The organism is Martelella alba (assembly GCF_006516955.1).
GTDB classification, from domain to species: domain Bacteria; phylum Pseudomonadota; class Alphaproteobacteria; order Rhizobiales; family Rhizobiaceae; genus Martelella; species Martelella alba.
Genome location: NZ_VHLG01000001.1, coordinates 12591 through 26945 on the forward strand (window position 1 = coordinate 12591; position 14355 = coordinate 26945).

A 14355-nucleotide genomic window follows, 5' to 3' on the forward strand; every position below is an offset into this window, starting at 1 on the left:
CGGGCGACGCCTGGAGGTCAAGCTCTGTATCTTCTAGCTATGTAAAAAATACCATTGTAAAACAATCACTTAATAATGCGGTAAAATAATACCGTACATCGAGGGGCGGTGGTGGCCTCGTTTTCGGCGTTTCACTGCTCTAACGAGAATTTATATGCCGCGCCATGCGTCCGGGTGAAATGAATTGAGAACAGGTGTTCTGTGATGGGCGGGCAATCCCTATTGACTTGACTTATGCGATGGCTAGACTGAACAAAAGAGGAACAAATGGGGTTTGTCCATGAAAGAATTTGATCGACGCATCACGATGCTTACACTTGGCGTGGCTGATCTTCAGCGTTCCACCGCATTTTATGGACGCCTTGGCTGGGCGCGTTCTGTTGCCTCGCAGGATGGCGTCACTTTCATTGCGCTTGACGGGATCGTGCTGTCGTTGTTCGGCCGCAAGGCGCTGGCGGAGGATGCGGGCCTGGAGGAGGGCATTGCCGGTGGGTTTCCCGGTTTCTCAATGGCCTATAATGTCGGCAGCGAGGCGGCGGTCGATGAAACAGTGCAATTTGCCTGCGAATGCGGTGCGACATTGGTAAAACCGCCCCGCAAGGTCTTTTGGGGCGGCTATTCGGGTTATGTCGCCGATCCCGACGGCTTCCTTTGGGAGGTTGCATTCAACCCCTTCATGCCGCTGGATGACACTGGGTGCATGGTGCTGGACAGATAGGCTGCTGCGTTACCTGTCGCAGAACAACGCCAGCGGATCGTCGGAGCAATCCGGCGGGCCGGATTCGCAGCTGAGCACGAGGCAGGATTTTGTGTCCTTGGTCGGGATATAATTTTTCACTGCATGGCCTGCCTGCACGAAGCAGACGCCCGGGCTTTTGACATAGCGGTCGTAAAGAATGCGGCCGCTGCCATCCGGGGCTGGATAACGTAAAATTGCAGCGCCTTCCTGGGCAACAACGGCCTGTGCCTGGGCGCAGGTCATGGTATTGACATCATATCTGTTGATGGCGCTGGCCGGTGCTGTTGTGGCCACCAGAAGTGCGGCAGCGAGAGCGAGTTTCAATTTCATTGGATCCTCCAGACGATCAACCGATGATTGTTTGACAGTAACATGCAGAAGGGTTGTTTTCCATGAACGAAATTGGCGAAGATCAGATTATCCGTCACGTTCTTGAGAGTGCCGAAACCATAGCGCTGGTCGGCGCTTCGCCAAAACCCGAGCGGCCGAGCTATGGTGTGATGGGCTTTCTTTTGTCGCATGGATATGATGTCATACCAGTCAATCCCGGCCTTGCCGGCAAGACCATCCATGGCCAAATGGTCTATGCCAGCCTTGCCGATATTGGCCGCCCGCTGGACATGATTGATGTCTTTCGCGCATCGGATTTCGTCGGCGGTGTCGTTGACGAGGCACTGGCCCTGAACCCTTTGCCGAAGGTGATCTGGATGCAGCTTGGGATTGTCAATGAGGTGGCGGCGGCAAAAGCGCGGACCCTGGGGCTGACCGTGATCATGGATCGGTGCCCGGCCATTGAAATACCGCGCTTGCTGGGACACTAGACATCGTGTCTCAAAGGATTGTCAGCCTCTCAGCATATGCGGATTGGCCCGCATTTCATTGAGGATTTCCTGATTTTCGCAATAGTCGGTGAAATTGCGTTCCGCCGTTTCGCAGGAAAGATCGTTTCGGCAGCGCGCCTTGGCGTGGCAAGCGGCGCAATTGGCCTGCATGCCATAATAGAGCCTTCGATACTGAAACTCGGCTTCGACCGGATCAATATTGAGGGCCTTCATCATTTCCGTCATTTCATTGGCGTCACGTGGCTCGGCATTGGCAATGTCTTTTGCCACAAGCCGCTGAAGAAAGGCCAGAAGTCCGGCCTCTTCGCCTTCAAAATGCTCTGTGCTGCGCCATTCGGCAAAACGATCGCATGCGCGATCTTCATGGTCTGGTATAGTGCCCATCGCAAGCTCCCTTAATGTAGGGCAGTCTTGACGTTTGCACAGAATGCAGCATTGATCTTGATCAAAAGAGGCCGTTCCTGGTCGCGAGGAAGACGTTTTATATCCGGGGGCGGGGGACGACATAACGCAAGGGAAGGAGATATGATGAGCGAGAAAGAGCCGGGATTTGCGACGCTTTCGATCCATGCGGGCGCAGCACCAGACCCGACAACCAATGCCCGGGCAACGCCGATCTACCAGACGACATCCTATGTTTTCAATGATTCCGATCATGCTGCGGCATTGTTCGGTCTGAAAGCTTTCGGCAATATCTATACCCGTATCATGAACCCGACCACAGCAGTGCTTGAGGAGCGCCTTGCCACGCTTGAGGGCGGTACGGCCGCCCTTGCTGTTGCTTCCGGTCATGCGGCGCAGTTCCTCACTTTTCATATGCTGATGCGGCCGGGCGATAATTTCGTTGCCGCCCGGAGGCTTTATGGCGGTTCTATCAACCAGTTCGGCCATTCCTTCGAGAATTTCGGCTGGCAGGTGCGCTGGGCCGATCCCTTTGCGCCGGAAAGCTTTGCTGCCGAGATCGATGAGCGCACCCAGGCGATCTATATCGAAAGCCTTGCAAATCCTGCGGGCACCTTTGTCGATATCGAGGCGATAGCCAAGATCGCGCATGACCATGGGCTGCCGTTGATTGTCGACAACACCATGGCAACGCCTTACCTCACACGTCCGATTGCGCATGGCGCTGACATCGTTGTGCATTCCCTCACCAAATTTCTTGGCGGCCATGGCAATTCCATGGGCGGTGTTCTCGTTGATGGTGGTACCTTCGACTGGTCCAAATCGGGCCGCTACCCGATGCTCAGCACGCCGCGCCCGGAATATGACGGACTGGTGCTGCATGAGGCCTTCGGAAACCTCGCTTTTGCGCTCGGCGCCCGGGTCTTGAGCCTGCGCGATCTCGGCCCGGCCATTTCCCCCTTCAATGCCTTCATGATTGCGACAGGCATCGAAACGCTGCCGCTTCGCATGCAGAAGCATTGCGACAATGCGCTTGCCGTTGCCAAATGGCTGAAAACCCAGGAAAAGGTCGCCTGGGTCAGCTATCCGGGCCTTGAAGATGATGCCAATCACGCGCTGCAGCAGCGCTATGCGCCAAAGGGGGCAGGGGCGGTCTTCACCTTTGGTCTTGCCGGCGGCTTTGAAGCGGGCAAGACCTTTGTCGAAGGGGTCAAGCTGTTTTCGCATCTGGCCAATATCGGTGATACGCGCTCACTGGTCATTCATCCTGCGTCAACCACCCATGCTCAGCTGACCGTCGAGCAGCAGATTGCTGCCGGCGCTGGCCCGGATGTGGTTCGCCTGTCAGTCGGCATCGAAGATGTCGAAGACATCATCGCAGATATTGAGCAGTCGCTATCCCGGTTGTAATTCCGCGGGGCGCCATGTCTGCCCGGTCTGACAGTGGCAATCCTGCCGAGAGGGGCAGGATTGCCGTGAAATGGCGATTTTCGGCGAGGTGTTGCGCCCCGCTGATCACATTTGCCATCATGCCTTAATTTCGTGCTCTTTATCCTGCATTCGCCAAAAGGTTGCGACAATAAAGATACACGAAAAAGGATCAGAGCAGCGTGGTACTGTTATTCCTGTTTTTTGTTGTGCTGGCTTTGGCAACGCCCTGCGTGGCGGCAGAAAAGCGCGAAGTCAGCAATGATCGGTCGATGCGGGCAAATGGTGCGGCGACTGTGCCTGGCGTGATCCCTGCAGCGCACAAGGCCGGTCAGCCGGTTTTGTGTGAACCTGGTACCGATCCGTCGGCGGACGGCCTGTTCTATCTGCCCGGAACGCAGCAGCGCTGTATTCCTGGTCCGATCGCACAGAAGGCGTTGCAGATGTACTGAAACTGCCGGCCGGCCGAAACGGCCGTCCGGTACGCAAGTGGAACTGTCGCTCAGCTGTTGAGGAGGATGTGCAGGAGCGGGGCGGTCAGGACATTGACAACGCCGACCAGCACCATAACCAGACCAGCCACAGAGCTTTCCTCAAGGCCTATTTCCGTAGCCTTCGCGACACCTGCGCCATGGGCGCCCATGCCGAAAAGCGCACCCCGTGCCATGGCAGATCGCAGCGGCAGAAAACGGATCAGGAAATCACCGATAATCGCCCCCGAAACCCCGGTAATGACCACGAAAACGGCGGTCAGGTCCGGAACGCCGCCGATATTCTGCGACACATTCATGGCGAAGGGGGTGCTGAGCGAACGGGGCAGAAGGCTCAGGCGCAGACTGCCATTGAGGCCGAGAAGGGTTGCAAGGCCCCAGGCAGAAAGAATGGCCATCGAACTGCCAACGATGACACCGAACAGCAGGACCGGCCAGTAACGCCGGATTGTCTTCCACTGCTCAAAGATTGGCAGGGCGAAGGCAACCGTTGCCGGGCCCAGCAGCAGCACCAGCCAGTGTGTTGCGTGGATATAGCCGGCATAATTCTGCTTCAGTGCCAGCGCTAAAAGTATGAGCAGAACCGGTGCCAGCAGCAGCGGCGAGGTGAGCGGTGTCGGAAAGCGCCGGTAGATTCGTTTGGACAGCAGGTAGAACAGGATTGTTACGACCGACCAGAAGATGGTCACGATCATGGCTTCAAGAACGGGCATGTCTTGCCTCGATGCGATGCATGACATTCAGGCCGAATTCGACGGCCAACGCCGTGCTGCCCATGACGACAACGATACCGCCAAAGATGACAGCCAAAATCTTCAGGCCCAGAAGGCCAAGAAATTCCGGATGATCAAGGATAGCCAGAACGGCCGGCACAAAGAATAGCAGCAGTTCGGCCAGAAACCAGCGTGCGCCGCGACTGATGCTCTGCGGCCTGAGATAGCCGCTCAGCAATGCCGCCAGTAGCGCAAACATGCCGATCACGCCGCCGGGAATGGCCAGACCGAAAAGGTTGGCAAGAGACTGCCCGGCAAACCAGATCGCACCGATCAGCACCAGTTGCCCGGCACGGCTGCCGCGAAGTTTGCGGCGCAGCATGACGGATGCTGCGTGAAATAATGTGGGGCTAGCGGGGGCAGTCAGGGCGACCATGTTGTGTTCCTTTCGTCGCCGCAAGATATAAGAAGTTTCATTGTATTCTCAAAGTGAATTGATTTCATTTAGGATATTCCATATTGGAATGTAGATGGAACTCAGAACCCTTCGCATCTTCGTCGCAGTTGTCCGCCATGGTGGCTTTTCGCAGGCCGCCAAGCATGTTTTCGTCACCCAGTCAGCCGTCTCGAAGGCGGTTCGTCAGCTGGAAGATGAGCTTGGTCTGGCGCTGATCGACCGGCAGGCACCAGGCGTTCAGCTAACCGATGCGGGCCGCGTTGTCTTTGCGCGAGCGCAACAGCTTCTGGCCCAGCGCGACGATCTGGTAACCGAACTCGATGAGCTGAAGGGCGTGCGGCGCGGACAGCTTACCCTCGGCCTGCCGCCGATTGGCAGCGACGCACTCTTCGCGCCGATCTTTGCCGCTTATCGTTCGCGCTATCCTGACATTGAGGTCAGCCTGTTCGAGCATGGCTCGCGCAGGCTGGAGGAACTGGTGACAACCGGTGAGCTTGAACTCGGCGCTTCGCTTCTGCCGTTTTCCGGCGCCTTTGACTGGCAGGATGTGATTGCTGAGCCGCTTGACGTGATCCTGCGCGAGGATCATCCTCTGGCCAATCAGAAAAATATCAGTTTATCAGAGATTTCTAGTGAAGCTTTTATCCTGTTTGACAGCGGATTTGCCCTCAATCCAATCATTCTTGAAGGGTGCCGTGCGGCCGGTTTCCGGCCCAACGTGGCCGCACGCTCAAGTCAGATCAACTTCATTGTCGAACTGGTCGGCGCCGGGCTGGGGATCGGCTTTCTGCCGCGCCTGATCGCCAGTCAGCGCGTGCGACCCGGTGTGCGGCATGTTACGCTTGAGGATCCGGGCATGGAATGGCACATGGCCTTCATCTGGCGGCGTGGAGGCTATCTGTCTTTTGCGGCCAAGGCCTGGCTTGATCTTGCGGCCGAACTGCGTGGAAAAGCCGCAGGACGGCGAGCGGACAGAGCGCCTTGAAATATCGGCCTGACATTGGAGCGCTTTTCGATCTGAATGAATCAGATCGGCGCTCAATTCTGTGGTCTTTGCAGCGTGATCCTGTCAATCCTTGCTTCGTTCCGCCGGGATCAAGCTCTAGCTGGCGGCTTCCACCACGGAAAAGGCAGGGGCCGTATAATCCGGCAACTGAACCGAGCGATTCCGGCCGGTGGTCTTGGCTGTGTAGAGTGCCTTGTCGGCCCTGGTGACCATTTTGTCGAGCACTGTTTTGCTGCTGTCACCGACCGCAAGACCGATGCTTACGCTCATTGTGACCTTGCGCTCATCAAGTTCCAGCGGGCTGGTGTTGACGGCGGTGCGGATTCGCTCGGCGATTTCGAAAGCATCACTGTCATGCTTGACCCGGGCGAGAATCGTGAATTCCTCACCGCCGGTTCGCCCGAGAATATCTTCACTGCGCAGGCAATCTCGGACAATATCGGTAAAATGCTGCAATGCCAGATCGCCGGTGTGGTGCCCGAGCGCATCGTTGATCTGCTTGAAGTGGTCGAGATCAAGGGCGAAATAGGCGATTCTGGCTGGCCGGGCATCCTTGCCGAAAAGCCGGTCCGTGGCGTCATCAATGCCGCGCCGGTTCAGTGTGCCGGTCAGGGGATCGGTACTGGCGAGACGTTGCAGTTCGGTCTGGAACTTGCTCATCGCCAGGGCGACGGAAAGGAAGGCCTTGGCCGTGAAGACGAGGAAGGAGCTGACGATGAATATAGTGATCGTCATGCTCGAGATGGTGGCCTGGAACGGGGCGGCACTGATTCTCTGTATGGCAATCATCTGACAGATGCCCTCAACGGCAAAAATGGCAGCGAGGGCGAGCTGAAGGCGCCGGTTGCCGACAGCGGGCACCCGCCGGAGGAGGGCAATGGCAACAAAAGCGCAAAGGATGACATCCGCGCTAGCGAAAGCGAGCAGATTGGCCGCAGGAAGCCTCCCTGCTAGCAGGGCCATCATCAGCGCCCAGACGAACATTGAAGCCGCCGCCGCGATACGGGCGCGCAAGCCGCAGAGCGAAACTATCGCCATTGCGATCAGGATATTGGCAAGGGACAGAAGGCCAAAGGACAGGGCGCCTGTGCCTGTGACATTGATCGCGTTTGTCATCACGATGCCGGCAAGTCCGATGCCCTTGATCAGAAGTCCAGTCGTCCACCAGGCGATATAGGGGCGTTCCCGCCTGCCGAGCGCAATTGGCAGAAGCAGGGCCGCCATTAAAAAGCAGTCAGCCGCCCAGGCGATGAGCGCGGTTGAATTGTCAAATAGATGCACGCCTGGCTCCTCGGTTGCAGCGAGCGTTTCACAAATCTAATAGCTTGGCAGTGAGGGTTGCTCAAAGGTGAATACAACCGTCTTTGCTGATAAACCGATTTTAAATTCAATTTTATATATTATTGTTGCGAAATTACAACCATAGAGGGTCTCGGTTTCGGGGGTATTGGGAAGGCAAGCGAATCGCTGGACCATTTTTTGCCGGTAGAGCCTGCCAAATGAAGGGTCGCGTGCCAATCCGTCAGGCTATGTCTTGAAGTGACAGGCACCGGCGCTCTATGTAAAAGGGGAATTGAGTGAATCGGACGGTTCCGGCGTCGCCGGAAAAAGGATGGACATGAAAAATCCCGTAGATACCGCTATGGCCCTGGTTCCCATGGTTGTCGAGCAGACCAATCGTGGCGAACGTTCCTACGACATTTATTCGCGCCTGCTGAAAGAGAGAATTATCTTTCTCACCGGTCCGGTCGAAGACCAGATTGCTTCTCTGGTCTGCGCGCAGCTCCTGTTTCTCGAGGCCGAGAATCCGAAAAAGGAGATCGCCCTTTACATCAACTCACCGGGTGGCGTCGTGACGGCCGGAATGGCGATTTACGATACGATGCAGTTCATTCGTCCGGCCGTATCGACCCTTTGCATCGGTCAGGCTGCCTCCATGGGGTCACTGCTTCTGGCGGCTGGCGACAAGGGCATGCGTTTTGCAACGCCGAACGCGCGGATCATGGTTCATCAGCCTTCCGGCGGATTCCAGGGCCAGGCGTCAGACATCGAGCGTCATGCGCGTGACATTCTGAAAATGAAGCGCCGCCTGAACGAGGTCTATGTAAAGCATTGTGGCCAGAGCTATGAGGAAGTTGAAAAGACCCTCGACAGGGACCATTTCATGGATCCCGACGAGGCGCGCGACTGGGGAATCATCGACAAGGTGATGACTTCGCGCTCCGAAGTTGAAAATACGGCGTCCTGATTTTGGCGGGCACCTGGATGTGGATGCTTTGCCATTCACCCGGGTGCACCTGCCGGACGACGAAAATGACCGCTGCACATAATTGTGTACGGTTTTGGGTTTAATCGCGTCATGAACTGATTATTAGTATTGACAGTTCAGGCTCGATATCGAGTCCTAGAGACGGAAGCGGTTGATCGGCGCAGCTGATTATTCGTAACGTTTGTGTCTTTGGACGAATTGTCTGTTGCGCAGGGTCGTGCACTTTCCGGTAAACGGAAAAAGGCGGGGCAGGCGGTTAAGAAGAATTCCGTTCCGGTTAAGGAGCGACGTGCTGGAAGGAAGTGATTATGAGCAAAGTCAGCGGTAGCGGCGGCGGTGACTCCAAGAATACGCTCTATTGTTCGTTCTGCGGCAAGAGTCAGCATGAAGTCCGCAAACTGATCGCTGGGCCGACGGTTTTCATCTGCGATGAATGTGTCGAGCTGTGTATGGATATCATCCGCGAGGAAAACAAGACCTCGATGGTGAAGTCCCGCGATGGTGTGCCGACGCCGCAGGAGATCATGGGCGTTCTGGATGAATATGTCATCGGTCAGGGACAGGCCAAGCGCATTCTCTCCGTGGCCGTACACAACCATTACAAGCGCCTGGCGCATGCCTCCAAGGGCAATGATATCGAACTGGCGAAATCCAATATTCTGCTGGTCGGTCCGACAGGCTGTGGCAAGACCTATCTTGCCCAGACGCTGGCGCGGATCATCGATGTTCCCTTCACCATGGCGGATGCCACGACGCTGACCGAAGCCGGTTATGTCGGTGAGGATGTCGAAAACATCATTCTGAAGCTGCTTCAGGCTGCTGATTACAATGTTGAACGCGCCCAGCGCGGCATTGTCTATATCGATGAGGTCGACAAGATCTCGCGCAAATCCGACAATCCGTCGATCACGCGCGATGTGTCGGGCGAGGGCGTGCAGCAGGCGCTTTTGAAGATCATGGAAGGCACGGTGGCCTCTGTCCCGCCGCAGGGCGGTCGCAAACATCCGCAGCAGGAATTCCTGCAGGTGGATACGACCAATATCCTGTTTCTGTGCGGCGGTGCTTTCGCCGGGCTGGACAAGATCATCTCCGCGCGCGGCGAAAAGACTTCGATCGGCTTCGGCGCTTCGGTATCGGCCCCCGATGACCGGCGTGTCGGCGATGTGCTGCGTGATCTCGAGCCCGAGGATCTGGTGAAATTCGGTCTTATTCCGGAATTCATCGGCCGTCTGCCGGTGATCGCGACGCTTGAGGATCTCGATGAGGATGCCCTGATCCAGATCCTGACAGAGCCGAAGAACGCCCTGATCAAGCAGTATCAGCGCCTGTTCGAGATGGAAGATGTCGAACTGACATTCCATGAGGATGCGCTGCGTGCGATTGCAGCACGGGCGATTGAACGCAAGACCGGTGCACGTGGTCTGCGCTCGATCATGGAGAAGATCCTGCTCGACACCATGTTCGAGCTGCCGACGCTGAAGGGTGTGCGTGAGGTGGTGATCTCGGACGAGGTCGTGGCGGGCACATCCCGCCCGCTCTACATCTATGCGAACCGGCCCGATGACAAGGCCAATGCTTCGGCCTGAGGCTGGAGCTTAAGAGCTGTCGGGCCGGGCGCAGTGGCAACACGGGCGTCCGGCCCTTTTCGTTTTGGGCATTACGCTTTCGATCGATGATGATTGAGTTCGGATAGCAGGAAAACGCAGCGTAATATTGAAATGCGCCTTCCTAAGCTCCACTTGTTTCGTCACAGGCATATAAAATATTGATCGGCATCCTCCCGCTGGTCCCCCGGTTTTCCGCCGGGTGAGTGAAAAGGAACAAATATATGACGCAGAACACGCCCGCAGCGACGCGCGCTGCTTTCCCGGTGTTGCCCTTGCGTGACATTGTGGTTTTCCCGCACATGATCGTGCCGCTTTTTGTCGGCCGCGAGAAGTCCATCCGGGCGCTTGAGGAGGTCATGGCTTCCGACAAGCAGATCATGCTGATCACGCAGGTCAATGCCAGTGATGATGATCCCTCGCCGGAAAACCTCTTTCGCGTCGGCACGATCGCCAATGTCCTGCAGCTGCTGAAGCTTCCCGACGGCACCGTCAAGGTTCTGGTCGAAGGCAAGGCCCGCGCTGCGGTCGAGGAGATCACCGCGCATAAGGACTATTACGAGGCCCAGGCCGAGGTTCTGGCCGAGCCGGAAGAGGATGCGGTCGAGATCGAGGCGTTGTCGCGCTCCGTGGTTTCCGAGTTCGAAAACTACGTCAAGCTCAACAAGAAGGTCTCGCCCGAAGTTGTCGGTGCTGCCGGTCAGATCGAGGATTATTCCAAGCTCGCTGATACGGTTGCCTCGCATCTCTCGATCAAGCTGACTGAAAAGCAGGAAATGCTGGAAACCACCAGCGTCAAGGAGCGGCTTGAAAAGGCGCTCGGCTTCATGGAAGGCGAAATTTCGGTTCTGCAGGTTGAAAAGCGCATCCGCACCCGCGTCAAGCGGCAGATGGAGAAGACCCAGCGCGAATATTACCTCAATGAGCAGATGAAGGCGATCCAGAAGGAACTCGGCGAGGGCGAGGACGGCCGCGACGAGATGGCCGAACTGGAAGATCGCATCAAGAAGACCAAGCTGACCAAGGAGGCCCGCGAAAAGGCCGATGCCGAGGTCAAGAAGCTGCGCAATATGAGCCCGATGTCCGCCGAGGCGACGGTTGTGCGCAATTACCTCGACTGGCTGGTCGGCCTGCCGTGGAGCCGCAAGTCCAAGATCAAGACCGATCTGAAAATGGCCGAGAAGATCCTCGACGAGGATCATTTCGGGCTGGACAAGGTCAAGGAACGGGTCGTCGAATATCTGGCGGTCCAGGCGCGCGCCAAGAAGATCAAGGGACCTATCCTCTGCCTCGTCGGCCCGCCCGGCGTCGGCAAGACCTCGCTTGCCCGCTCGATCGCCAAGGCGACCGGCCGCGAATATGTGCGCATGGCCCTTGGCGGTGTGCGTGACGAGGCGGAGATCCGTGGTCATCGCCGCACCTATATCGGCTCCATGCCTGGTAAGATCGTTCAGTCGATGAAGAAGGTCGGCAAGAATAATCCGCTGTTCCTGCTCGACGAGATCGACAAGATGGGCGCCGATTTCCGCGGTGATCCGTCTTCGGCCCTGCTTGAGGTGCTGGATCCGGAACAGAACTCGACCTTCATGGATCACTATCTTGAGGTCGAATATGATCTGTCCAATGTGATGTTCATCACCACGGCCAACACGCTGAACATTCCGGCGCCGCTGATGGACCGCATGGAAATCATCCGTATTGCCGGCTACACCGAAGAGGAAAAGCTGGAGATCGCCAAGCGGCACCTTCTGCCCAAGGCGATCGAGGAACATGCGTTGAAGCCGGAGGAATTCTCTGTCTCCGACGCTGCCCTGATGCGGATCATTCAGCAATATACCCGCGAGGCCGGTGTCCGTTCCTTCGAGCGTGAGCTGATGAAGCTGGCGCGCAAAGCCGTGACTGAAATCGTCAAGGGCGATCGCACCTCCGTCGGTGTGACGGCGGACAACCTTGAGGATTATCTCGGCGTTCAGCGCTTCCGCCATGGCGAGGCCGAAGGCGAAGATCAGATCGGTGTCGTAACCGGTCTGGCCTGGACCGAGGTTGGTGGCGAATTGCTGACCATTGAAGGCGTGATGATGCCGGGTAAGGGTCGCATGACCGTAACTGGTAACTTACGAGATGTGATGAAGGAATCGATTTCGGCAGCGGCTTCCTATGTCCGTTCGCGCGCGGTTGATTTCGGCATCAAGCCGCCGGTCTTCGACAAGACGGATATCCATGTGCACGTGCCGGAAGGGGCAACCCCGAAGGACGGACCGTCGGCCGGTGTCGCCATGACCACGGCGATTGTCTCGATCATGACCGGCATTCCGGTCAACAAGGACGTGGCGATGACGGGTGAGATCACCCTGCGCGGCCGCGTCCTGCCGATTGGCGGGCTGAAGGAGAAGCTTCTGGCAGCGTTGCGCGGCGGCATCAAGAAGGTGCTCATTCCGGAGGAGAACGCCAAGGATCTGGCAGACATTCCGGATAATGTGAAGAACGGCATGGAGATCATTCCTGTCAGCCGGATTGGCGAGGTTCTTCAGCATGCATTGACCCGGATGCCGGAGCCGATCGAGTGGGATGCAGCAGCCGAAGCGGCAGCGATTTCCGCCAAGGATGCGGAGGATGATTCCTCCAAGACCATGCCGCACTGATGCCGTAATTGGCCTGTTTTTCAGCAGTGTTGTGGAAAATGATGGAAAAGGCCGGTCATTCGCCGGCCTTTTCCATAGAAATCGGGTGAAGACTCTTGCATTTCGCCTAAAGCCAAGGCTTTTGATTTGCAGCGGGCAGCGGCATGAATAGTCTGCACCCCAAGAACATTGAGTCGTTTCGAACCATTTAGAAAGGGTGGAAACATGAACAAGAGTGAACTCGTAACCTCTGTTGCCGAAAAGACCGGCCTCTCCAAGACCGATGCAGCTTCTGCAGTTGATGCGGTTTTCGACGCTGTTCAGGGCGAATTGAAGAATGGCGGAGAAGTCCGTCTCGCTGGTTTCGGCGCGTTCACTGTCTCCCACAGCGCAGCTCGCAAGGGTCGTAACCCCTCGACTGGCGCTGAAGTCGACATTCCGGCACGCAATGTTCCGAAGTTTGCGGCTGGCAAGGGTCTGAAGGACGCTTGCAACAGCTAAGGCGTTTTCGGCGAAATTGCCGTGAACAGGCCCGGGGCTTTGCGCCCCGGGCTTTTTTGTTGCCGCGCGCGTGAACGCTGCGTCACCCATAGCCATCTTGCCGCCCGCGCCCAATTCGCCTATGTGTCAGTGGTGGCTGGCAAGACTGGCCATGTTCTCGGGGCGGGGTGAAACTCCCCACCGGCGGTAAGTGTTTAATTACACAAAGCCCGCGAGCGCCCGGCAGTTCTGCCGGGGTCAGCAGATCCGGTGTCATTCCGGAGCCGACGGTTAAAGTCCGGATGTGAGAGAACAGCAGGTAACGGCCTGGCCGCTCCTTTTCTGAAAGGAGGCCTGGGCGTTCCTGACGTTTGTCCCGGTTCCGTTGTTTGAAAAAAGGATCGCGGGGACATGAACTCGGTTTTATATCGCTCTCCGGCGCTTGTGGGCGCCTTTTGGATGGTGCTGGCAGGTGTCACCTATGCCGCTGGCAATATTCTGGTGCAGGACCTGACCATGAGCATGGGTTTTCCCTCCTCGTCGGTCGCCTTCTGGCAGTATGGCATCGCCTTCCTGTTTTCACTGCCCTACCTGTTTCGTATCGGCCTTGGCGTTATGCGCACCAGTCATCCCGGCCGGCATATCCTGCGGGTGGTGCTGTCGGCGCTCGGCGTACAGGCATGGACCTTCGGCCTCGCCACCGTGCCGATCAGCCAGGCCATAGCGCTGGTCATGACCTCGCCTTTCTTCATCATCCTCGGCGCGCGCATTTTTCTCGGTGAAAAGGTTGGTCCCTCGCGCTGGGTGGCAACGGCTGTCGGCTTTGTCGGTGCGACGCTGATCCTGGAGCCATGGTCAGGCGCCTTCTCCTGGGCGGCGCTGCTGCCGATCCTGTCGGCGCTCCTGTGGGGTGGGGCGTCGCTGATTACCAAGAACCTGACGGCGGATGAACGGCCCGAATCGATCACGGTCTGGCTGTTGATGCTGCTGACGCCGATCAATCTCGCCGTTGCGCTTGGCGGTGGATTTGCCATGCCGACCGGCAGTATGATCTGGATTGTCGTCGCGCTCGGTGTCGTCACCTTCATGGCGCAGTACTTCCTCACCCTGGCCTATGCCAGTGCCGATGCCGCTTATGTCCAGCCCTTTGACGATCTCAAACTGCCACTCAATGTGCTTGGCGGCTGGCTGGTATTCGGTTTTGCGCCCAATCTTCTGTTCTGGTTCGGCGCTGTGCTGATCCTCGGCGCGTCACTGTCGATCATGATGATCGAGCGGCGGCGTGAGGCCGCTGCCTGAGTGG

15 protein-coding genes and 1 riboswitch are annotated in these 14355 nt (G+C 57.2%); of the genes, 10 read left to right on the forward strand and 5 right to left on the reverse strand.

The features are described 5' to 3' along the window. Positions 1-280 precede the first annotated feature (280 nt). Complete coding sequence (locus tag FJU08_RS00065) at positions 281-718, forward strand: VOC family protein (RefSeq protein ID WP_141146935.1); 438 nt, start codon at positions 281-283, stop codon at positions 716-718. Positions 719-727: 9 nt separating this feature from the next. Here the strand turns inward: FJU08_RS00065 and FJU08_RS00070 are convergent, their stop codons facing one another. Beyond that, on the reverse strand, positions 728-1069 hold the full coding sequence (locus FJU08_RS00070) for a hypothetical protein (RefSeq protein ID WP_141146936.1): 342 nt from the start codon (positions 1067-1069) through the stop codon (positions 728-730). 62 nt (positions 1070-1131) lie between these two features. Between FJU08_RS00070 and FJU08_RS00075 the strand changes: the two genes are divergently transcribed. Then, complete coding sequence (locus FJU08_RS00075; RefSeq protein ID WP_141146937.1) at positions 1132-1560, forward strand: CoA-binding protein; 429 nt, start codon at positions 1132-1134, stop codon at positions 1558-1560. A gap of 21 nt (positions 1561-1581) precedes the next feature. Here the strand turns inward: FJU08_RS00075 and FJU08_RS00080 are convergent, their stop codons facing one another. Next, positions 1582-1965 (reverse strand): hypothetical protein, encoded by a 384-nt coding sequence (locus FJU08_RS00080; RefSeq protein ID WP_141146938.1) that lies wholly within the window; start codon positions 1963-1965, stop codon positions 1582-1584. Positions 1966-2109: 144 nt separating this feature from the next. On the opposite strand from FJU08_RS00080, the gene FJU08_RS00085 reads away from it, so the two are divergent. Then, the gene (locus tag FJU08_RS00085; protein ID WP_141146939.1) at positions 2110-3393 is read left to right on the forward strand and encodes an O-acetylhomoserine aminocarboxypropyltransferase; all 1284 of its coding nucleotides are present in this window, start codon (positions 2110-2112) and stop codon (positions 3391-3393) included. Positions 3394-3593: 200 nt separating this feature from the next. Further along, entirely contained in the window at positions 3594-3863 is a 270-nt protein-coding gene (locus tag FJU08_RS00090) for a hypothetical protein (protein ID WP_141146940.1), read from the forward strand. Positions 3864-3913: 50 nt separating this feature from the next. Here the strand turns inward: FJU08_RS00090 and FJU08_RS00095 are convergent, their stop codons facing one another. Both FJU08_RS00095 and FJU08_RS00100 read right to left on the reverse strand, forming a co-directional pair. Continuing rightward, positions 3914-4615 (reverse strand): LrgB family protein, encoded by a 702-nt coding sequence (locus FJU08_RS00095; RefSeq protein ID WP_141146941.1) that lies wholly within the window; start codon positions 4613-4615, stop codon positions 3914-3916. Then, positions 4602-4997, reverse strand: a complete 396-nt coding sequence (locus FJU08_RS00100) for a CidA/LrgA family protein (RefSeq protein WP_141146942.1) — start codon at positions 4995-4997, stop codon at positions 4602-4604. Before FJU08_RS00100 ends, FJU08_RS00095 begins: the two co-directional genes overlap by 14 nt. A 148-nt stretch (positions 4998-5145) precedes the next feature. On the opposite strand from FJU08_RS00100, the gene FJU08_RS00105 reads away from it, so the two are divergent. After that, positions 5146-6057 (forward strand): LysR family transcriptional regulator, encoded by a 912-nt coding sequence (locus tag FJU08_RS00105; RefSeq protein WP_141146943.1) that lies wholly within the window; start codon positions 5146-5148, stop codon positions 6055-6057. Between the two features lie 117 nt (positions 6058-6174). On the opposite strand, the gene FJU08_RS00110 is transcribed toward FJU08_RS00105, so the two are convergent. After that, the gene (locus tag FJU08_RS00110) at positions 6175-7359 is read right to left on the reverse strand and encodes a GGDEF domain-containing protein (protein WP_141146944.1); all 1185 of its coding nucleotides are present in this window, start codon (positions 7357-7359) and stop codon (positions 6175-6177) included. A 337-nt stretch (positions 7360-7696) separates the two neighbouring features. On the opposite strand from FJU08_RS00110, the gene clpP reads away from it, so the two are divergent. The 5 genes from clpP (at position 7697) to FJU08_RS00135 (ending at position 14351) form a co-directional block, all read left to right on the forward strand. Then, the gene (gene clpP / locus FJU08_RS00115; RefSeq protein WP_141146945.1) at positions 7697-8326 is read left to right on the forward strand and encodes an ATP-dependent Clp endopeptidase proteolytic subunit ClpP; all 630 of its coding nucleotides are present in this window, start codon (positions 7697-7699) and stop codon (positions 8324-8326) included. 329 nt (positions 8327-8655) lie between these two features. Continuing rightward, on the forward strand, positions 8656-9933 hold the full coding sequence (gene clpX / locus FJU08_RS00120) for an ATP-dependent Clp protease ATP-binding subunit ClpX (RefSeq protein WP_141146946.1): 1278 nt from the start codon (positions 8656-8658) through the stop codon (positions 9931-9933). Positions 9934-10175: 242 nt separating this feature from the next. Continuing rightward, positions 10176-12593 (forward strand): endopeptidase La, encoded by a 2418-nt coding sequence (lon, locus tag FJU08_RS00125; RefSeq protein ID WP_141146947.1) that lies wholly within the window; start codon positions 10176-10178, stop codon positions 12591-12593. Between the two features lie 204 nt (positions 12594-12797). Next, complete coding sequence (locus FJU08_RS00130) at positions 12798-13073, forward strand: HU family DNA-binding protein (RefSeq protein WP_141146948.1); 276 nt, start codon at positions 12798-12800, stop codon at positions 13071-13073. 149 nt (positions 13074-13222) lie between these two features. Next, a riboswitch (FMN riboswitch) is annotated at positions 13223-13370 on the forward strand. 93 nt (positions 13371-13463) lie between these two features. Continuing rightward, on the forward strand, positions 13464-14351 hold the full coding sequence (locus FJU08_RS00135; RefSeq protein WP_141146949.1) for a DMT family transporter: 888 nt from the start codon (positions 13464-13466) through the stop codon (positions 14349-14351). The last annotated feature ends 4 nt before the right edge of the window (positions 14352-14355 follow it).